Consider the following 20,010-nt stretch of genomic DNA (forward strand, 5'->3'; position numbering starts at 1 on the left):
GCCGATGAGCCGGGGCATCGTCGCGATGGGCGGTGGACACGGCCTGTACGCGACGCTGTCGGCGGCCCGCCGGCTCACGCCCTACGTGACCGCGGTGGTGACCGTCGCCGACGACGGCGGTTCGTCCGGCCGGCTGCGCAGCGAACTGGACGTGGTGCCGCCCGGTGATTTGCGAATGGCGTTGGCGGCCTTGGCATCTGACAGCCCTCATGGGCGACTGTGGGCGACGATCCTGCAGCACCGGTTCGGGGGCAGCGGGGCGCTGGCCGGGCATCCGATCGGCAACCTGATGCTGGCCGGCCTGTCCGAGGTGCTGGCCGACCCGGTGGCCGCCCTCGACGAGATGGGGCGCATCCTCGGCGTCAAGGGCAGGGTGCTGCCGATGTGCCCGATCGCGCTGCAGATCGAGGCCGACGTCTCCGGTCTGGAAAGCGACCCGCGGATGTTCCGGCTGATCCGCGGCCAGGTGGCGATCGCGACGACGCCCGGCAAGGTGCGCCGCGTGCGGCTGTCGCCGGACAACCCGCCGGCGACCCGGCAGGCCGTCGACGCCATCATGGCCGCCGATCTGATTGTGCTCGGCCCCGGATCGTGGTTCACCAGCGTGATCCCGCACGTGCTGGTGCCCGGCCTGGCGGCGGCGCTGCGCGCCACCACCGCGCGGCGCGCCCTGGTGCTCAACCTGGTGGCCGAACCGGGGGAGACGGCCGGGTTCTCCGTCGAGCGTCATCTGCACGTGCTGGCCCAGCATGCACCGGATTTCACCGTGCACGACATCATCATCGACGCCGAACGGGTGCCCAGCGAGCGCGAACGCGAGCAATTGCGCCGCACCGCCACACTGCTTTCGGCCGAGGTCCACTTCGCCGACGTGGCCAGACCTGGTACACCTTTACATGATCCAGGCAAGCTCGCGGCGGCCCTGGACGGGGTCCGGGCGGCCCACAAGGCTCCGGGAGCGTCTTCGGCCACGGCCACCGCGGATATTCGGGTCGACGGTGCAAGCCCACCAGCCGGTGGGAGTGGGCCGGGCGGCAGCGGACCAAGGGGTGACGACGCGTGGCGATGACGACCGAAGTCAAGGACGAACTGAGCCGCCTCATCGTGAAATCGGTCAGCGCGCGCCGGGCGGAGGTCACATCCCTGCTGAGGTTCGCCGGCGGGCTGCACATCGTCGGCGGCCGCGTCGTGGTCGAGGCCGAGGTGGACCTGGGCAACGTCGCCCGGCGGCTGCGCAAGGACATTTTCGAACTCTACGGATACAACGCCGTCGTGCATGTGTTGTCGGCCAGCGGAATTCGCAAGAGCACCCGGTACGTGTTGCGGGTCGCCAATGACGGCGAGGCGCTGGCCCGCCAGACCGGTCTGCTCGACAATCGCGGCCGCCCGGTGCGCGGGCTGCCGGCCCAGGTGGTGGGCGGCAGCGTCGGCGACGCCGAGGCCGCGTGGCGCGGAGCGTTTTTAGCGCACGGGTCGCTGACCGAGCCGGGACGGTCGTCGGCCCTCGAGGTCAGTTGCCCCGGTCCGGAGGCGGCGCTGGCCTTGGTGGGTGCCGCGCGACGGCTCGGTGTCAGCGCGAAGGCCCGCGAGGTGCGCGGTGCCGACCGCGTGGTGGTGCGCGACGGCGAGGCGATCGGCGCGTTGCTGACCCGGATGGGCGCCCAGGACACCCGGCTGATCTGGGAGGAACGCCGGATGCGGCGCGAGGTGCGCGCGACGGCCAACCGGCTCGCCAACTTCGACGACGCCAACCTGCGCCGCTCGGCGCGGGCGGCGGTGGCGGCCGCGGCCCGAGTGGAGCGGGCCCTGGAGATCCTGGGCGACACCGTCCCCGACCACCTGGCTTCGGCCGGCAAGCTGCGCGTCGAGCACCGGCAGGCATCGCTGGAGGAGCTCGGCCGCCTCGCCGACCCGCCGATGACGAAAGACGCTGTGGCCGGCCGCATTCGGCGGCTGCTGTCGATGGCCGACCGCAAGGCCAAGGTCGAGGGCATTCCCGACACCGAGTCGGCAGTGACGCCGGACCTGCTGGAGGACGCCTAGCCCCGGTGGCGAGGCGCTCCGGGTGGGGGCCGTAGCGCTACCCGCCGCTGGCAAAGCCGCGCCGGTCACCGCACCGACGCTGGCGGTGCTCGATCTGCCGGAGATCGCGGTGCGCGCGTGTGAGCGGCCACCCGGCCGCGAGTCATCCTTCCTCGTCGCGCAGCGCCGAATTCTATGAATTACATGATTGACCTATGTTGCAGGTGAGTCGGCGCTTTCGATGGTGTTTTTAGCGCCGGATATCGGGCATAAGTGCGCGGCGCCATCGGGACCGCCTGCGGCCGGGCGGGCCGACGGCGAATAGCAAATTCATATTTTCATGGTGATCGATATGAGTGATGGGCCGCATCGGCCGCGTGGTGCGCGAATACCCGTGTCAGCGCCTATGTCTGGATCGGGTCGGCCACGGTCATCGTTCGGATGGTCGTGCTGCCGCCGCGTCCTGGCTAAGGCCTTCTAGGGCCGACACAATTTGTGATGGCGAGATTTTTATCCACGGATGGCGGCCCGGAAGGACGGCCTTCCCCAATTTTCGTCACCCATTCATCGCGTCGCCTTGTCGATTCGCGCGAGGTAGAGACGTTTATCGGCGGCTTGCTTGCCGAAGCGCCGACTTACCGCCCTGGCATCGCAGCGCGGCGGCGCCGGCGGATCCGGCCGGTCTCGACGAAAGGCGGTTCCGTCGTCGCTCGTTAGTGTCTCGCCTACAAGCGGAAACGCTCGCCGCCAGCAAACCTGCACGGGATGTGCTGGCGGCGGCACGGATTGGGCCGGCGGGGGTGACACGGCCGGGGGCGGAGGAAGGCATGGATTTCGGGTCGTTACCGCCGGAGATCAATTCCGGCAGGATCTACTCGGGGCCGGGATCGGCGCCGTTGCTCGCGGCCGCGGCCGCCTGGAACGGGTTGGCTGCCGAATTGCGTTCGGCCGCAGCGTCATACGGTTCGGCACTCGCGGAGCTGCGAACCTCGTGGCATGGGCCCTCGTCGGCGGCGATGGCGGCCGCGGCGACCCCCTTCGTCGCGTGGCTCGACGGCACCGGCGCGCAGGCCGAGCAGACCGCCGTCCAAGCCACGGCGGCGGCCGCGGCGTATGAAGCCGTGTTCGCGGCCACTGTCCCCCCGCCGGTGATCGTGGCCAACCGGGCGTTGCTGGCGTCGCTGATCGTGACCAACGTGCTGGGCCAGAACACTCCGGCGATCGCGGCCACCGAGGCCCACTACGCCGAGATGTGGGCCCAGGACGCCGCCGCGATGTATGCCTATGCCGGCGCGTCGGCGGCCGCGACCGCGCTGGCCCCGTTCAGCGCGCCACCGACGACCTCCGACGCCGACGCCGCGGCCGGCCAGTCGGCCGCGGTCACCTCCGCGCTCCAGTCGTCGGCCGCCTCCGACGTGGAATCCACACTGTCACAGGTGGTTTCGCAGGCTCCGGCCGCGGCGCAGGTCAACGCGACCGCGGCGACGGCGGCGGCAGGACTCCCGCTGAGCCTGACGGACATCACCGGGATCCTGAAGACGTTCAACAGCGTCATGGGCACCATCTCGGGCCCGTACACGCCGCTCGGCGTGGCGAACCTGATGAAGAACTGGTACCAGATCGCCGTCAGCATCCCGAGTCTGGGGACGGGCATCCAAGGCATCGGCCCGCTGCTTCACCCGAAACCGCTAATCGGCGTGTTGTCGCCGCTGCTGCACAGCGACCTGTTGACCGGCTCGACCGCACTGTCGAGTGCGGGCACGGCTTCGGCGTCCGCGGGCCGCGCCGGCTTGGTGGGATCGCTGTCGGTGCCGGCGAATTGGGCCTCGGCCGTGCCGGCCGTCCGCACGGTCGCCGCCGAGCTGCCGGAGACCGTGCTGGACGCCGCGCCCGCGATGGCCGCCAACGGTCAGCGGGGCATGTTCGGCCCAATAGCCCTGTCGAGTCTGGCGGGACGCGCGGTCGGAGGGACCGCGACGCGCGCCGTCGCGGGGCCGGCCGTACGCGTGCCCGGTGCGGTGGCCGTCGACGACATCGCGACCACGTCCACCGTCATCGTCATACCGCCGAACGCGAAATAAGGACGGCCCGCAATGGTTTTCGGTGACTTCGCAGCGCTGCCACCCGAGGTGATCTCGACCCAGATCTATGCGGGACCGGGCGCGGGATCGTTGCTGGCCGCCGCGGGGGCGTGGGACGGGTTGGCCGCCGAGTTGCACGCCACCGCGGCGTCGTACGCATCGGTGATCTCGGAGCTGGTCGGCGAGTCCTGGCAGGGCTGGTCATCGGAGTCCATGGCCGCCGCGGCGGCGCCGTACGTGGCGTGGGTTTCGGCCACGGCGGGCGTGGCCGAGCAGACGGCCGCCCGGGCCCGTGCCGCGGCCGCCGCCTACGAGGCGGCACTGGCGGCCACCGTGCCGCCGGCCGTAGTCGCGGCGAACCGCAGCCGACTGGCCGCGCTGTTGCAGACCAACATCCTCGGACAGAACGGCGCGGCGATTGCGGCCACCGAAGCCGAGTACGGCCAGATATGGGCCCAAGACGTCGCCGCCATGTTCAGTTACGCCGCCGCGTCGGCATCCGCCGGAGAGTTGACGCCCTTCGAGGACGCCCCGGCCACCACGAACGACACCGCAGCCGCGACACAGGCGGCCGCCGCGGCCACGGCGTCGTCCGACTCGTTGTCGTCGTGGCTGAAAGAGATCGAGGCCTACATCACCTCGCTCACCGGTCAGTACACCCAGTTCTGGCAGAACCTGATCGGGGGCGCCACGGGGAGCACGGAGATAGCACCGTTCTGGGAGACGCTGTATTCCAGCATTTCCCAGATCGGCACTCAGGCCACGTGGACCAACGTCGTCAATGCCAGTACCAGCCTTGGTGTTTCGCAGTGGAAGAACTTCTTCATCTATGCGCCGTGGAGCGCCGCGATGTCGAAAACGTCGCTCGGCGCCGGTCTGACGTCGCCCGGCCACGTCGCCTCCAGCATCGCCGTTAAACCCGTGTCGGCCGTCTTGGGTGCGGCGCCGACGGTGGGAAAGATGTCGGTGCCGCCCGCCTGGGCGACCGCCGCACCGGTGATCCGGCTGGCCTCCACCGCGCTACCGGCCACCAGCCTCGCCGCGGCCGCCGCGGCGGATATCCCCGGTGGCCTCGTCAACGAGGCCACCCTGGGCAGTCTCGCGGGCGGCGCGCTGGGCGGCCCGGCGTCACGCGTCGTCAGCACGACGGGCGTCCAGGCCCCCGCGATCGCCGGCGCGCGCCGGCAGGGGCCGGTCAAGCTCGACCGCATCATCGCCCAACTGCAGGAGATGCCCGACCAGGTGCAGCACTGGAACATCGACGAGGCCGGCCTCGACGACCTGGTCGCCAGACTCAGAACAACACCCGGCGTGCACGCCGTGCACGTGACGGACGGTGAGGACATCGCGGCCGGATCCACCGAATCGAAACCGGGTTAGGACACCTCGAAGGAGGATGCATGAAACTGCAATTAGCGCTTGTCGGTGTAGCGCTGGGACTCGTCGCCGCCCTACCCGCGCACGCCGTCCCGGGCGAGGACGAGGCGGCCGCCGACGACAACAATGAGGTCTTCATCGCTGACCTCCACACGGTGGGCATCAGCTTTCAGGACCCCGGCCAAGCCGTGAGCGCCGGAAAAGCGGTCTGCGGCTTGCTTGCCCGCGGCGTCTCCGGTCTCCAACTCCTCAACGACCTGCGAGACAACAACCCCGCGCTGACCACCAACGGCGCCGCCCAGTTCGCGACGATATCGGCCAAGGCGTACTGCCCGCGGCAACTCGACTCTGCCGGGGGACCCGGCGCCAAAGGCGGTGGCTAATTAACCAAACCCGCACCGCCGCAACAGGACCCCCGGCCCCCATCGCATATCCATCATTCCCGAGAGAAAAGCCTCATGTTGCAGCACAATTCGCGCGCCGTCGAGCTGGGATTGGTGATGGATTTCGGGACCGTTCCGCCGGAAAGCAATTCCGGGCGGATGCATTCGGGCCCCGGCGCCGGATCGATGATGGACGCCGCCATGGCCTGGGGTGTGCTGGGCGCCCAACTCGCTGACACGGCGCTGAGCTACCGGGCGGTGATCGCCCAGCTGGACGGGGGAGCACCGAGCGCGTCGACACCGGCGCTCACCCACGCCGTCGCGCCCTATCTGGCGTGGCTCGACGCTACCGCCGCGCTGGCGCGGCAGACGGCACTCCAGGCCACGGCGGCCGCGGGAGCCTACGGTTTGGCGCGTGCGGCGGTGGTGGCGCCCCAAGTGATCGATGCCAACCGGCGGCGGCGGATCTCGCTGGCCGCGGGCAACTGTCTGGGCCAGCTCAGTCCGGCGGTCGCCCAGGCCGAAGCCGACTACGAACGGATGTGGGCGCAAGACGCCGCCGCCATGTACGCCTACGCCCGCGCGTCGGCGGGCGTCCTGGCACCGTTCAGTTCCCCGCCGCCCTGCACCCACCCCCGCGAGCCCACGGGGGTCACTCCACCGCCGCGCGGCTGGACTCTGACTGTCGCACCGGAGGTCATAACGACTGGCCGGCAAGTGGTCTCGACCATCTCCGACGCGCTCGATGCGCTGTCCTCGTCGCCGCTGGCCACCTTCGATGCGTCCCTGTTGCCGGCAACCGCGCCGCTGTCCAAGCTGAGTTCGCTGTCGGCGCCGCGAGATGTCGCGCTCAAGCACCTGAGTTCCCTCAATAAGGCTGCCGCGCTGTGCAGGGCCGCGGTCACGTGCTCGCCTGGCCTAACGACTCACGCGGCGCCTCGGGTGAGCGTCGGCGGCGGCGCCGCGGTCGGGATCTTGTCGGTGCCACCGGCGTGGGCGCGATCGATGCCGGGCCCGGTGTCGCCCAGTTCGCATGCGACTCCCGTAGATCGAAGCCAGTGAGACTGGTGGGCACGCGGACGTCGCCCGCGCCGAGCCGGCGGGTAGTTTGTTTGCCATTGCTGGTCGCGACGGGGGTTGGGGGGCTACGGTCAGGTCATGAAGCGGCTGTCGAGTGTCGATGCGGCGTTTTGGTCAGCAGAAACCGCGGGCTGGCACATGCACGTGGGGGCGTTGGCGATCTGCGACCCGAAGGAGTGCTCCGAGTACAGTTTTCAACGTCTCCGTCAATTACTGATCGATCGCCTGCCCGAGGTACCGCAGTTGCGGTGGCGGGTCACCGGCGCGCCGCTGGGACTGGACCGGCCGTGGTTCGTCGAAGACGAGGACCTCGACGTCGACTTCCACGTCCGCCGCATCGGGGTACCCGCGCCAGGGGGTCGCCGCGAGCTCGAGGAGCTGGTGGGGCGGCTGATGTCCTACAAGCTGGACCGCTCCCGGCCGCTGTGGGAGATGTGGGTGATCGAGGGCGTCGAGGGTGGGCGGATCGCCACCCTGACCAAGATGCACCACGCCATCGTCGACGGGGTCTCGGGTGCCGGGCTGGGCGAAATCCTGCTGGACACCACGCCGGAACCCCGTGCGCCGCAACAGGAAACGGTCGGATCGCTGGTGGGCTTCCAGCTTCCGGGACTGGAACGGCGCGCCTTGGGGGCCCTGATCAACGTGGGCGTCAAGACGCCGTTCCGCATCGCGCGGCTGATGGAGCAGACCGTGCGCCAGCAGATCGCCACCCTGGGGGTGCGCAGCAGGCCCCCGCGCTACTTCGAGGCACCCAAAACCCGCTTCAACGCACCGGTTTCGCCGCATCGGCGCATCACCGGGTCTCGCATCGAGCTGGCCCGCGCGAAGGCCGTCAAGGATGCCTACGGCGTCAAGCTCAACGACGTGGTGCTCGCGGTGGTGGCCGGCGCCGTCCGCGACTACTTGCAGAAGCGCGGTGAGCTGCCCGCCAAACCATTGATCGCGCAGATCCCGGTGTCGACCCGCACTGACGAGAACAAGGACGACATCGGCAATAAGGTCAGCTCGATGACCGTCTCGCTGGCCACCGATGTCGAAGACCCGGGCGAGCGGCTGCGGGCCATTCACGAAAGCACCCAGGACGCGAAGCTGATGGCCAAGGCGCTGTCGGCGCATCAGATCATGGGGCTGACCGAGACCACGCCGCCCGGGTTGCTCGGGTTGGCCGCGCGGGCGTATACGGCCAGCGGGCTGTCGCGAAACCTGGCCCCCATCAACCTGGTTGTCTCCAACGTCCCCGGCCCGCCGTTCCCGTTGTATATGGCTGGCGCCAAACTGGATTCGCTGGTACCGCTGGGCCCGCCGGTGATGGATGTCGCGCTGAACATCACCTGCTTTTCCTACCAGGACTACCTGGACTTCGGTTTCGTGACGACGCCCGAGGTGGCCAACGACATCGACGACATGGCCGATCGGATCGAGCCGGCGTTGACCGACCTGGAGAAGGCCGCCGCGCGGGAGAGCAGCTCCACCTAGGCCGCCCTGGCGATCTCGCGACTACGGGCCGTCGTCGTCTTTATCGCGGAGCAGTTTCTCGGGGTGGTGGAAGGTGTTGGTGCGGGGCTGTCCGCGGTCGAGTTCGGGTGGTGGTTTCCATTGGGTGTCGCCGCGGGCGGTTTTGCGGGTGGTCCAGCCGCCGGGTTTGAGCAGTCGGTGATGGGGGCCGCAGGCGAAGGTGAGGTCGTTGCCGTCGGTGGTGTGGCACGTGGCGTAGTCGGTGACGTGGTGGACTTCGCAGTAGTAGCCGGGCACGGTGCAGCCCGGGTGTGAGCAGCCGCGGTCCTTGGCGTACAAGACTATTCGCTGCCCGGGTGAGGCCAGGCGTTTGGTGTGGTAGAGGGCCAGGGCCTTGCCCTTGTCGAAGATCGCCAGGTAGTGATGGGCGTGGCGGGCCAGGCGGATGACGTCGCTCATCGGCAGCAGGGTGCCCCCGCCGGTCAGGCCGCGCCCGGCGGCGGCCTCCAGCTCGGCCAGGGTGGTGGTGACGATGATGGAGGCCGGTAACCCGTTGTGCTGACCCAACTTTCCGGAGGCCAGCAGCGCCCGCAGTGCGGCGTTGAGTCCGTCGTGGTTGCGTTGGGCCGCCGACCGGGGGTCGTGTTCGATGGCTTCCTGGGTGGGTGCGCCGTCGATGCACGGGCTTTCGTCGAGGGGGTTGCACATGCCGGGGGCGGCGAGTTTGGCCAACACGGCTTCCAGGGTGGCGCGGGCTTCGGGTGTAAGCCATCCGCGCAGCGCCGACATGCCGTCGGCCTGCTGGTTGCCCAGCGTCAGCCCGCGCTGTCGCGCCCGGTCCTCGTCGGTGTAGGTGCCGTCGGGGTTGAGGCAGTCGGCGAGGGTGGCGGCCAGCGCGGCCAGTTGTTCGGGGCGAAACCGGCTGCCCTCCTGGGCTAACCGGGCTTCGGCGTGCTCGCGGGTGGGCGTGTCGATCCAGCCGGGCAGGGCGTGGCAGAACTTGCGGATCACGTTCACCTGGCCGGGCCCCAGCGTGCCGGCGCGTTGGGCGGCGGCGGTGGCGGCCAGCGCGGGTGGGATGGGTTCGCCGGTCAGGCCGTGGCGTGGGCCCAGATCGCGTGCCTCTTTGAGGCGCCGGGAGGCTTCGGTGCGGCTGATGAGGGTGGCCTCGGCGAGGGCATGGACCACGGTGCCGCCGAGTTCGACAGACGGTGCCTGGCGGGCAAGGGAATTGATCAGTGGATGCTCGACGGCGGGGATGCGTCGGCGCTGCTTTTCACACCGCTGCAGTACCGCCAGCTGTTGGCGTGGGTTCAGCGCGTCGACGTTGAGGGCGCAGACTCGATCCCATGCGGCATCGAGCGCGTCGAACGCCGCGTCGATATCCTGCTGATCAGTCACACCGCCAAACTATCGGCACCCACCGACAAAAAACGCCGCCCTGTGACCACTGAAACTACAGTGGCACAGGAGATTTCGGTATACGTCTTCGGTATTCGTAATCGTGCCCGCGGGAGGTGGCAGAGCTCTCTCAGGCGCGCTCGGGCGGGCTCGTCGCGTACACCCACGACAGGAACCGCGCCACGGCCTCCGCGGACCGGTGCGCCCGCGGCGAGCTGAAGATGTCGAAAGCATGCTGGGCGTGCGGCAATTCGGCGTAGGCGACGGGATGCTTGGATACCGCGCGCAGTTCCTCGACGAACTCCTCGGCCTCGCCGACCGGGATGAGCGAATCGTCGTGGCCATGCAGGACGAAGAACGGCGGCGCGTCGGCGCGCAGCCGCCGGATCGGCGAGGCGTCGACGTAGACGTCGCGGTGGGTGGTGAATTTCTTTTTGACGACGAACTTTTCGAGCAGGTCCACGAATTCGCGCCGGCCTTCGCCCTCGGTGGAGAACCAGTCGTAGCGCCCGTACACCGGTACCGCGGCCACCACCGAGGTGTCGGCGTCCTCGAAGCCGGGCTGGAACTTCGGGTCGTTGGGGGTCAGCGCCGCCAGCGAACACAGGTGGCCGCCCGCCGATCCGCCGGTGATCGCCACGAAGTTGGGATCCCCGCCGTAGCGGGAGATGTTCTCCTTGACCCACGCCAGCGCGCGTTTGACGTCGACGATGTGGTCGGGCCAGGTGTGCCGCGGCGACACCCGGTAGCCGATCGACACGCACACCCAACCGCGCGCGGCTAGGTGGCTCATCAGCGGATAGGCCTGGGGGCGGCGCATTCCGATCACCCAGGCGCCGCCGGGCACCTGCAGCAGCACCGGCGCCTTGCCGTCGCGCGGCAGGTCGTGGCGGCGCCAGATGTCGGCGAGGTTGGCGCGGCCGTGCGGACCGTAGGACACCACGTTGGTCTTCTCGACGTACCGGCGGCGCGCCACGGTGTTGCCCAGCGGCAGGGAGCGGCGACCGCTGCGCCGCGGCTGCGTCTCGGGCAGTTTGTCCAGCGCCTCTTCGTAGTCGTCGCCGAGTTCCTCGCGCAGCCCGGCCTCGAGCACCGGGCCCGGGGTGGTGACGCCCCGGTACTTGATCACCGCCAGCAGCGCCCACGACGCCGCCGTCAGGCCCAGCGCGGCCTTGCCGCGCCGTCCCGCGAAGTCGCCGCGGCGCCCCCGCCGCAGCGCATCGAGCAGCGAGGCGGAGAAGTACACGCCCGGCACCTCGGAGGCCGGCCAGCCGAACCAGAAGACCAGAACGGTGCTGTATCCTTTGCGGGCCAGCGGGCGTAATCCGTTGGCGGCGTTGGCCAATTCGAGCGCGGCCCGCGCGAGCGGCCGGGGTTTCCGGAGGGTCCGGGCGAGCCGCATCAGCCGGTCACCCGCGCTTGCAGGTCGGCGCGCAGGATCTTGCCGGTGCTGCCGCGGGGAAGTTCGTCCAGCACCGTGATCTCGCGGGGGATCTTGTAGTTGGCCAGGTTCTCCCGCACGTGCTGCTTGAGCGCCTCGGGCGCGGCGCCCGCGTCGAGCGTGGCGCCGGTCTCGAGCACCACGAAGGCCGCCAGCCGCTGCCCGTACTGTTCGTCGTCCACGCCGATCACCGCCGCCTCCGCGACGTCGGGATGTGCCGCCAGCGTCTTCTCCACTTCGATCGGGTAGACGTTCTCGCCGCCGGAGACGATCATTTCGTCATCGCGGCCGACGACGAACAGGCGCCCCGCCTCGTCGAGGTATCCCACGTCGCCCGACGACATGAATCCGGCGTGAAAGTCCTTGGTACTACCCGAGGTGTAGCCGTCGAACTGGGTGTTGTTGCGCACGTAGATGCTGCCGACCTCGCCGGTGGGCAGCTCGTTGAATTCGGGGTCCAGGATCCGGATTTCGGTTCCCCCCGCGGGCCGGCCCGCCGTGTCCGGTGCGGCCCGCAGGTCCTCCGGCGTGGCCGTGGCGATCATGCCGGCCTCGGTGGCGTTGTAGTTGTTGTAGATCACGTCGCCGAACGCGTCCATGAACGCGATGACCACGTCCGGCCGCATCCGCGAACCCGATGCCGCCGCGAATCTCAGGGACCGGCAGCTGTAGCGGCGTCGCACCTCGGGTGGCAGCTCCATGATGCGGTCGAACATCACCGGCACCACGGCGAGCCCGGTCGCCTGGTGGCGGTCGATGAGGTCCAGCGTGGCCTCGGGGTCGAACTTGCGCCGGGTGATCACCGTGCACGCCATCGACGCCGCGAAGATCAACTGGGAGAACCCCCAGGCGTGGAACATCGGCGCCACGATGACGATGTTCTCCTCGGCCCGCCATGGGGTGCGGTCCAAGATCGCCTTGAGCGTGCCGATCCCGGCGTTGCCGCCGGTTTGGTTGGCGCCCTTGGGTGTTCCGGTGGTGCCGGAGGTCAGCAGGATCATCCGGCCCTTGCGGCCCGGGCGCTGGGGCCGTTGCCCGGCGTGATCGGCGATCAGCTTCTCGACGGTGAGTTCGTGTTGGCCGTCGGTCCAGGCCACGATGCGGCCGGCGTCCGGCCTGTCGGCCAGCGCGCGGTCCACCGTCGGGGTGAATTCCTCGTCGTAGACCACGACGTCGACGCCCTCGCGGTTGACCACCTCGGCCAGCGCGGGCCCGGCGAACGACGTGTTGAGCAGCACGACGTCGGACCCGATCCGGTTGGTGGCCACCACCGCCTCGACGAAGCCGCGGTGGTTGCGGCACATGATGCCCACGACTTTCGGCTGGCCCGCGGGCAACCGTTGCAACGCGGCGGCGAACGCGTTGATCCGCTCGTCGAGCTCGCGCCAGGTCAGCGCGCCGAGCTCGTCGATGAGGCCGGGACGGTCCGGGCAGCGCTGCGCGGCGCTGGCGAAGCCCACGGTCATGCCCATGCCTTCGCGGCGCATGGCCGCCGCCATCTTGAAGTAGCGGTCGGGTCGCATCGGCGCGATCATGCCGGCGCGGCTCAGCGTGCTGACCAGGCCGAGGGTCTCGCTCAACGGGTTCGCCATGGCTCAGCCCAGGATCGGGAAGCGGCGCTTGGCGGCGAGCTCGGTCAGGGCCTGCTGCATCACCGACCGGACATGCTCGTCGACCTCGTCGACGTCCGGGTCGTCGCCGAACTGCTTGGCGATGTCGATCGGCGGGAGCACCTGCGTCACGATCTTGGTGGGCAGCGGCAGGTTCGGCGGGATGACCGCGCTCAGGCCGAAGGGAAAGCCGAACGACACCGGCAGAATCGCGCTGCGCAGCAAGCGTTTAATGCCCAGCCGCTCGGCCAGCCAGGTGCCGCGGGTCAGGTAGAGCTGGGTCTCCTGCCCGCCGATGGACACCGCCGGCACGATGGGGACGCCCGCGTCGATCGCGGTGCGGATGTAGCCCTTGCGGCCGTTGAAGTCGATGACGTTCTCGGAGAGGGTGGGCCGGTAGGCGTCGTAGTCGCCGCCGGGGAACACGATCACCACCCCACCCGAACGCAGCGCCGCGGCCGCGTTCTCCCGATTGGCCCGGATGTATCCGGTGCGCCGGAACAGATCCGCGGTGGGCCCGGTCATCAGGATGTCGTGGCTCAGCGTGTAGACCGGCCGGTCGTAGCCGAGTTTGTCGTAGAAGTGGACGCTGAAGATCGGCACGTCCATGGGGAACATGCCGCCCGAGTGGTTACCGACCACCAGCGCTCCGCCCGGCGGGAACGACTCCAGGCCGTGTACCTCCGACCGGAAGTAGGTCTTCAGCACCGGGCGCATCACCGCCATCAGGCGCTGGGTCAAGCCGGGGTCGAATTTGCCGATATCCCCGCCCTCGGGGTTGCCGTTGTCGGTCACGTTCCCTCCTTGACGCTCGCACCAGGCCGCTCCGCCGAGTCGAGTCCCTCGATGGTAGCGACCGGGGCTGGCGTTGCTGTCACGGTGTTTCGTCTTTGCGCAACCGGACATGTGGTTTGGGACGGGTCGGGGCGCTATTGTTACGGCGCCCTAAGTAATCCTCGAGTAAAGGGGACCCGATGGACGTAGCCGGTCTGTCCCACGAGCGGAGTGCCCGCTCGAGCACCACCCACAGATCGGCCAGCACCCGGGACAGGCGCGGGCGGCGTACCCACGCCGCCCCGGCGCGCGCGGAATCGGGTCGCCAGAACCAAGAACCGTCCCGATCCGCGCCGGCCGCCGGTGCTCTCGCCGCGGCCGCGCCGGACACCGCGGACGAGCTGCAGGCCGACTACTTCGTGCGCCTGCTCGCCGGCCGGCGCGGCCTCATCGATCAGCGCATCGACGAGTACCAGCGCAAAATCGGCTCCGCCGAGGCCAAGGGCGACCTCGACGCCGTGGCGAACTACCGCCGCCTGGCGCGCATCGCCGAGCAGGATCGGCGGACCCTGGACACGCTGATCGAGAAGCTGCGGCGCCGCTTCGTGGGCCGGGCGCCGGGCGCGGCTTCCCCTCAGGCACGCCCCCCGGTTGCCGGCCCGCACCGGGCGTGCGCTGAAACACGGCTCCCCGCAACACTTCTCGTCATACGGCCGTGACAGGGCGGCCGGCGCGCGGCGCCGGGGCGCACACATCGGCACACCCGCGTGGCGGTGCCGATACATTCTATGGGCCAGCTGGTTTCTAGACAGGAACGAGGCCGCCCATGGGATTCATGGCTCCGGAGTTTCCCGACGTCGACCCGCAAGCGTGGCCCAGCCTGCCGCGGTCGACCAGGCGCCAGATCATGACCCGGCATTGGGTCGAACACGGCTTCGGCTCGCCGTACGCGGTCTATCTGTTCTACGTCTTCAAGATCGCCGGGTACGTCGCCGGCGCCGCCGCGGTGATCTCCCTGACGCCGGGGCTGGGCGGTCTGGGCCACCTCGTCGACTGGTGGACGCAGCCGATCGTGTACCAGAAGCTGGTCATCTTCACGCTGCTGTTCGAGATCCTGGGCCTGGGCTGCGGATCGGGGCCGCTGACCGCGCGGTTCTGGCCGCCGTTCGGCGGGTTCTTGTATTGGTTGCGGCCCAACACCATTCGGCTGCCGGCCTGGCCGGACAAGGTCCCGTTCACCCGCGGGGACAACCGCACTGTCGTCGACGTGGCGCTGTATCTCGTCGTGCTGGGCTCCGGCGTCTGGGCGCTGCTCTCGCCGGGGCGGGGCGGCCCGGTCACCCCGGCGGGCGACGTCGGCCTGATCGATCCCCGGCTGGTGGTACCCGCCATCGTCGCGCTCGCGCTGCTGGGCCTGCGGGACAAGACCGTCTTCCTGGCGGCGCGCGGCGAGCACTACGGGCTGACGCTGCTGGTGTTCTTCTTCGGGTTCACCGACCAGATCGCCGCATTTAAGATCATCATGCTGGCGCTGTGGTGGGGCGCGGCCACGTCCAAGCTCAACCACCACTTCCCGTACGTCGTGGCGGTGATGATGAGCAACAGCCCACTGCTGCGCGGCCGGGCGTTCAACTGGTTCAAGCGCCGGCTCTACCTCGACCCGGTCAACGACCTGCGACCGTCGTGGATACCGAAGGTGATGGCCCACGTCGGCGGGACGACGGCCGAATTTCTGGTTCCGCTGGTCCTGGTGTTCTTCGCCGACGGTCACCGGTGGGCATGGTTCCTTATCGGCTTCATGGTGCTGTTCCACCTCAACATCACGTCCACCATTCCGATGGGAGTTCCCCTGGAGTGGAACGTCTTCTTCATCTTTTCGCTGTTCTACCTGTTCGGGCACTACGCCGGCATCACGGCCACCGGGCTGCGGTCGCCGTTGCTGCTGATCATCCTCATCGCCGCGCTGGCGGTGGTGCCGATCGTGGGAAACATGTTCCCGCAACAGGTTTCGTTTCTACCGGCGATGCGCTACTACGCGGGCAACTGGGCCACCAGCACCTGGTGCCTGCGCAAGGGCGCCGAGGACAAGATCGAGGCGAACATCACCAAGGCGTCCGCGCTGGCGCCCAATCAGCTTGCCCGCCTTTATGATCCGCAGACCGCCGAACTCATGATCGACAAGTTGATGGGGTGGCGGTCCATGCACACCCACGGCCGCGCGCTGGGCGGCCTGGTGCCCCGCGCCCTGCCCGACGGCGCCGACGAGGCCGACTACCTGCTGCGCGACGGCGAAATCATCGCCGGGCCGCTGATCGGGTGGAACTTCGGCGAAGGCCACCTGCACAACGAACAGCTGCTGGCCGCGGTGCATCGGCGCTGCGACTTCGACGAGGGCGAGGTGCGGGTGATCATCCTGGAAGCCCAGCCGATCCAGCGCCAAACGCAGGCCTACCGCATCGTCGACGCCAAGACCGGGCTGATCGAAGAGGGCTACGTGGACGTCGCGGGCATGCTGAGCCGTCAACCCTGGCCCGAGCCCGGCGACGACTACCCCGTCCACGTCATCGATGGCGGCGCCCGGTGACTAACGCGGTCGTCGTGGGCGCCGGGCCCAACGGCCTGGCGGCGGCCATCCGGCTCGCCCGCGAGGGAGTCGACGTGCAGGTGCTGGAGGCGCGCGAGACCGTCGGCGGGGGAGCGCGCTCGGCCGAGCTGACGGTGCCCGGGGTGATCCATGACGTCTGCTCGGCCACCCACCCGTTCGGCGTCGGTTCGCCATTCTGGAAAGAGATCGACCTGCCGCGCTATGGGCTGGTGTGGAAGTGGCCGGAGATCGACTGCGCGCATCCGCTCGACGACGGCACCGCCGGGGTGCTGTATCGGTCGATCGATCAGACGGTGGCCGGGATGGGCCGCGACGCCGGCCGGTGGCGCCGCGCCGTCGGGGACCTCGCCGCCGGATTCGATGACCTGGCGCAGGATCTGCTGCGCCCGGTGCTGCACTTCCCGCGCCACCCGGTCCGCCTGGCCGGCTTCGGGCCCCGCGCCCTGCTGCCGGCCACGGTGCTGGCCCGCTGGTTTCGCACCGAGCAGGCCCGCGCGCTGTTCGGCGGGGCCGCCGCCCACATCTACACCCGCCTGGACCGTCCACTGACCGCGTCCTTGGGGCTGCTCTTCCTGGCCAGCGGGCACCGCTACGGCTGGCCGGTCGCGCAGGGCGGCTCCGGGTCGATCACCCGCGCCCTGGCCGCGGCCCTGCAGGCGCACGGGGGCAGCATCGCCACCGGAGTGACCGTCACCGGCCGCCGCGACATCCCGGACGCCGACCTCGTCATGCTGGACCTGAGCCCCGCCGCGGCGCTGCGGCTCTACGGCGACGCCATGCCCGCCCGCATCGCGCGGTCCTACCGGCGCTATCGCCAGGGGTCCTCGGCGTTCAAGGTCGACTTCGCCGTCCAGGGCGACATCCCCTGGACCAACCCCGACTGCAGGCGCGCCGGCAGCGTCCACCTCGGCGGCGGCTTCGCCGAGATCGCCGACACCGAACGCCAACGCGCGCTGGGCACCATGGCGCGGCGCCCGTTCGTCCTCGTCGGGCAGCAGTACCTGGCCGACCCGTCGCGCTCCGCGGGCGGCGTCAATCCGGTCTGGGCCTACGCCCACGTGCCGTTCGGCTACACCGGCGACGCCACCGCGGTCATCGTCGAGCAGATCGAACGCTTCGCCCCGGGGTTCCGCGACCGCGTCGTGGCGACCGTCAGCACCGGCACCGCCGACCTGGCGGCCTACAACCCCAACTACATCGGCGGCGACATCCTCGGCGGCGCCAACGACGGGCTCCAGGTGATTCTGCGGCCGCGGGTCTCGGTCAACCCGTACGCCACCGGTGTGCCGGGCGTCTATCTGTGTTCGCAGTCCACCCCGCCGGGGGCCGGCATCCACGGGTTGTGCGGCTACCACGCGGCCGGGGCGGCGCTGGGCCGGCTGCGCAAGCGCCGGTAGCTGGTGCCGCGTGTGGCCGACGTCACGGGGGATATACCAGCGCGGCAACGGTTGGCGCCGCTGATCTAGGCTGGCGACGAGCGCAAATCAGCGGACACAGGAAAGAAAGACGACAGGAGAGACAAGTGACGGTCCGAGTAGGTATCAACGGCTTCGGTCGCATCGGGCGGAACTTCTACCGGGCCTTGCTGGCTCAACAGGAGCAGGGCACCGCTGACATCGAGGTGGTCGCGGTCAACGACCTCACCGACAACGCCAGCCTGGCGCACCTGCTGAAATTCGACTCCATCCTGGGCCGCCTGCCGCACGACGTCAGCCTCGAAGGCGACGACACCATCGTCGTCGGCAGCAAGAAGATCAAGGCGCTCGAGGTCAAGGAAGGCCCGGCCGCGCTGCCCTGGGGCGACCTGGGCGTCGACGTCGTCGTCGAGTCCACCGGCATCTTCACCAACGCCGCCAAGGCCAAGGGCCACCTGGACGCCGGCGCCAAGAAGGTGATCATCTCCGCGCCCGCCACGGATGAGGACATCACCATCGTGCTGGGCGTCAACGACGACAAGTACGACGGCAGCCAGAACATCATCTCTAACGCGTCGTGCACCACGAACTGCCTCGGCCCGATCGCCAAGGTGCTCAACGACGAGTTCGGCATCGTCAAGGGTCTGATGACCACCATCCACGCCTACACCCAGGACCAGAACCTGCAGGACGGCCCGCACAAGGACCTGCGCCGGGCCCGCGCCGCCGCGCTGAACATCGTGCCGACCTCCACCGGCGCGGCCAAGGCCATCGGCCTGGTGCTGCCCGAGCTGAAGGGCAAGCTGGACGGGTACGCGCTGCGGGTGCCGATCCCCACCGGCTCGGTCACCGACCTGACCGCCGAGCTGAAGAAGTCGGCCACCGCCGACGAAATCAACGCCGCGATGAAGGCCGCCGCCGAGGGACCCATGAAGGGCATCCTGAAGTACTACGACGCGCCGATCGTGTCCAGCGACATCGTCACCGACCCGCACAGCTCGATCTTCGACTCCGGCCTGACCAAGGTGATCGACGACCAAGCCAAGGTCGTCTCCTGGTACGACAACGAATGGGGCTACTCCAACCGCCTCGTCGACCTGGTCGCCCTGGTCGGCAAGTCGCTGTAAACCCGTGGCCGTCCAGACTCTGAAAGACCTTCTCGCCGAAGGGGTTTCCGGACGCGGCGTGCTGGTGCGCTCCGATCTGAACGTGCCGCTTGACGACGGGAAGATCACCGACGCCGGCCGCATCACCGCCTCGGTGCCGACGCTGCGGGCGCTGGTCGAGGCCGGTGCCAAGGTGGTCGTCACCGCGCACCTCGGCCGGCCCAAGGGCGGAGCCGACCCGAAGCTTTCGCTGGCGCCCGTCGCCGCGGCGCTCGGTGAGCAGCTCGGCCGGCACGTCCAGCTGGCCGGCGACGTCGTGGGCGCCGACGCCTTGGCCCGCGCCGAGGGCCTGACCGACGGCGACGTCCTGCTGCTCGAGAACATCCGCTTCGACGTCCGCGAAACCAGCAAGGACGACGGTGAGCGCCTGGCGCTGGCCCGGCAGTTGGCCGAGTTGGTCGGGCCGACAGGGGCTTTCGTCTCCGACGGCTTCGGCGTGGTGCACCGCAAGCAGGCCTCGGTGTACGACATCGCCACCCTGCTGCCGCACTACGCCGGCACGCTGGTGGCCGAGGAGATCGCGGTGCTGGAGCAGTTGACCAGCTCCACCAAACGCCCGTATGCGGTGGTGCTCGGCGGGTCGAAGGTGTCCGACAAGCTCGGTGTCATCGAATCGCTGGCCACCAAGGCCGACAGCATCGTCATCGGCGGCGGCATGTGCTTCACCTTCCTTGCCGCCCAAGGTTTCTCGGTCGGCAAGTCGCTGCTGGAGACCGAGATGGTGGACACCTGCCGCCGGCTGCTGGACACCTACCACGACGTGCTGCGGCTGCCGGTCGACATCGTGGTGGGTGACAAGTTCGCCGCCGACGCGACGCCGCAGACCGTCGCGGCCGACGCCATCGGAGACGACCAGATGGGCCTGGACATCGGGCCGGGCTCGGTCAAACGCTTCACCACGTTGCTGTCCAACGCCGAAACCGTGTTCTGGAACGGGCCGATGGGCGTGTTCGAATTCCCGGCCTTCGCCGCGGGCACCAAGGGCGTCGCCGAGGCGATCGCCGCGGCCACCGGCAAGGGCGCGTTCAGCGTGGTGGGCGGCGGGGACTCCGCGGCCGCGGTGCGCGCGCTGGGCATCCCGGAGGGCGACTTCTCGCACATCTCGACCGGTGGGGGAGCGTCGCTGGAATACCTTGAGGGCAAGACGCTTCCGGGTATCGAGGTGTTGAGCCGACCCCAGCCCGACCCCAACTAGAA

Annotated in this window: 16 protein-coding genes and 1 pseudogene; 13 read left to right on the top strand and 4 right to left on the bottom strand. The window is 69.5% G+C overall.

Features of this window, described 5'->3' with window-relative positions:
- Positions 1 to 4: 4 nt before the first annotated feature.
- The 8 genes from yvcK (at position 5) to AC5Y5B_RS18105 (ending at position 8,422) form a co-directional block, all read left to right on the top strand.
- Entirely contained in the window at positions 5 to 1,069 is a 1,065-nt protein-coding gene (gene yvcK / locus AC5Y5B_RS18070) for a uridine diphosphate-N-acetylglucosamine-binding protein YvcK (protein ID WP_500006089.1), read from the top strand.
- Entirely contained in the window at positions 1,066 to 2,043 is a 978-nt protein-coding gene (whiA, locus tag AC5Y5B_RS18075; RefSeq protein ID WP_112635412.1) for a DNA-binding protein WhiA, read from the top strand. The genes yvcK and whiA overlap by 4 nt, the downstream gene beginning before the upstream one ends.
- 22 nt (positions 2,044 to 2,065) lie before the next feature.
- On the top strand, positions 2,066 to 2,221 hold the full coding sequence (locus AC5Y5B_RS18080; protein WP_500006069.1) for a hypothetical protein: 156 nt from the start codon (positions 2,066 to 2,068) through the stop codon (positions 2,219 to 2,221).
- Positions 2,222 to 2,849: 628 nt separating this feature from the next.
- Positions 2,850 to 4,103 carry a PPE family protein gene (locus AC5Y5B_RS18085; protein WP_500006070.1) on the top strand — a complete coding sequence of 418 codons (1,254 nt, stop codon included), beginning with the start codon at positions 2,850 to 2,852 and terminating at the stop codon, positions 4,101 to 4,103.
- A 12-nt stretch (positions 4,104 to 4,115) separates the two neighbouring features.
- A complete protein-coding gene (locus AC5Y5B_RS18090) occupies positions 4,116 to 5,483 on the top strand; it encodes a PPE family protein (protein WP_500006071.1) in 1,368 nt (455 codons plus the stop codon).
- A 20-nt stretch (positions 5,484 to 5,503) separates the two neighbouring features.
- On the top strand, positions 5,504 to 5,863 hold the full coding sequence (locus AC5Y5B_RS18095; protein WP_500006072.1) for a DUF732 domain-containing protein: 360 nt from the start codon (positions 5,504 to 5,506) through the stop codon (positions 5,861 to 5,863).
- Positions 5,864 to 5,938: 75 nt separating this feature from the next.
- On the top strand, positions 5,939 to 6,925 hold the full coding sequence (locus AC5Y5B_RS18100) for a PPE family protein (RefSeq protein WP_500006073.1): 987 nt from the start codon (positions 5,939 to 5,941) through the stop codon (positions 6,923 to 6,925).
- 96 nt (positions 6,926 to 7,021) lie between these two features.
- Complete coding sequence (locus AC5Y5B_RS18105; protein WP_500006074.1) at positions 7,022 to 8,422, top strand: WS/DGAT/MGAT family O-acyltransferase; 1,401 nt, start codon at positions 7,022 to 7,024, stop codon at positions 8,420 to 8,422.
- A 21-nt stretch (positions 8,423 to 8,443) separates the two neighbouring features.
- Here AC5Y5B_RS18105 and AC5Y5B_RS18110 read toward each other — a convergent pair whose 3' ends face one another.
- The 4 genes from AC5Y5B_RS18110 to AC5Y5B_RS18125 form a co-directional block, all read right to left on the bottom strand.
- A complete protein-coding gene (locus tag AC5Y5B_RS18110) occupies positions 8,444 to 9,802 on the bottom strand; it encodes an HNH endonuclease signature motif containing protein (protein ID WP_500006075.1) in 1,359 nt (452 codons plus the stop codon).
- A 130-nt stretch (positions 9,803 to 9,932) separates the two neighbouring features.
- Positions 9,933 to 11,204 carry an alpha/beta hydrolase gene (locus AC5Y5B_RS18115; protein WP_500006076.1) on the bottom strand — a complete coding sequence of 424 codons (1,272 nt, stop codon included), beginning with the start codon at positions 11,202 to 11,204 and terminating at the stop codon, positions 9,933 to 9,935.
- A complete protein-coding gene (gene fadD12, locus AC5Y5B_RS18120) occupies positions 11,204 to 12,835 on the bottom strand; it encodes an acyl-CoA ligase FadD12 (protein WP_500006077.1) in 1,632 nt (543 codons plus the stop codon). The genes AC5Y5B_RS18115 and fadD12 overlap by 1 nt, the downstream gene beginning before the upstream one ends.
- Positions 12,836 to 12,838: 3 nt before the next feature.
- Entirely contained in the window at positions 12,839 to 13,579 is a 741-nt protein-coding gene (locus AC5Y5B_RS18125; protein WP_240631789.1) for a lysophospholipid acyltransferase family protein, read from the bottom strand.
- A 248-nt stretch (positions 13,580 to 13,827) separates the two neighbouring features.
- Between AC5Y5B_RS18125 and AC5Y5B_RS18130 the strand changes: the two are divergent.
- The 5 genes and pseudogenes from AC5Y5B_RS18130 to AC5Y5B_RS18150 form a co-directional block, all read left to right on the top strand.
- A pseudogene (locus AC5Y5B_RS18130) lies at positions 13,828 to 14,244 on the top strand (hypothetical protein); the annotation flags it as partial.
- Between the two features lie 209 nt (positions 14,245 to 14,453).
- Positions 14,454 to 16,211 (top strand): DUF3556 domain-containing protein, encoded by a 1,758-nt coding sequence (locus AC5Y5B_RS18135; protein WP_500006078.1) that lies wholly within the window; start codon positions 14,454 to 14,456, stop codon positions 16,209 to 16,211.
- Positions 16,208 to 17,629 carry a phytoene desaturase family protein gene (locus tag AC5Y5B_RS18140; RefSeq protein ID WP_500006079.1) on the top strand — a complete coding sequence of 474 codons (1,422 nt, stop codon included), beginning with the start codon at positions 16,208 to 16,210 and terminating at the stop codon, positions 17,627 to 17,629. The genes AC5Y5B_RS18135 and AC5Y5B_RS18140 overlap by 4 nt, the downstream gene beginning before the upstream one ends.
- A gap of 125 nt (positions 17,630 to 17,754) precedes the next feature.
- On the top strand, positions 17,755 to 18,774 hold the full coding sequence (gene gap / locus AC5Y5B_RS18145; RefSeq protein ID WP_064950380.1) for a type I glyceraldehyde-3-phosphate dehydrogenase: 1,020 nt from the start codon (positions 17,755 to 17,757) through the stop codon (positions 18,772 to 18,774).
- A gap of 4 nt (positions 18,775 to 18,778) precedes the next feature.
- Positions 18,779 to 20,008, top strand: coding sequence for a phosphoglycerate kinase (locus tag AC5Y5B_RS18150; RefSeq protein WP_500006080.1), 1,230 nt, complete (start codon positions 18,779 to 18,781; stop codon positions 20,006 to 20,008).
- Positions 20,009 to 20,010: the final 2 nt, after the last annotated feature.

The organism is Mycobacterium sp. NGS33, assembly GCF_059812885.1.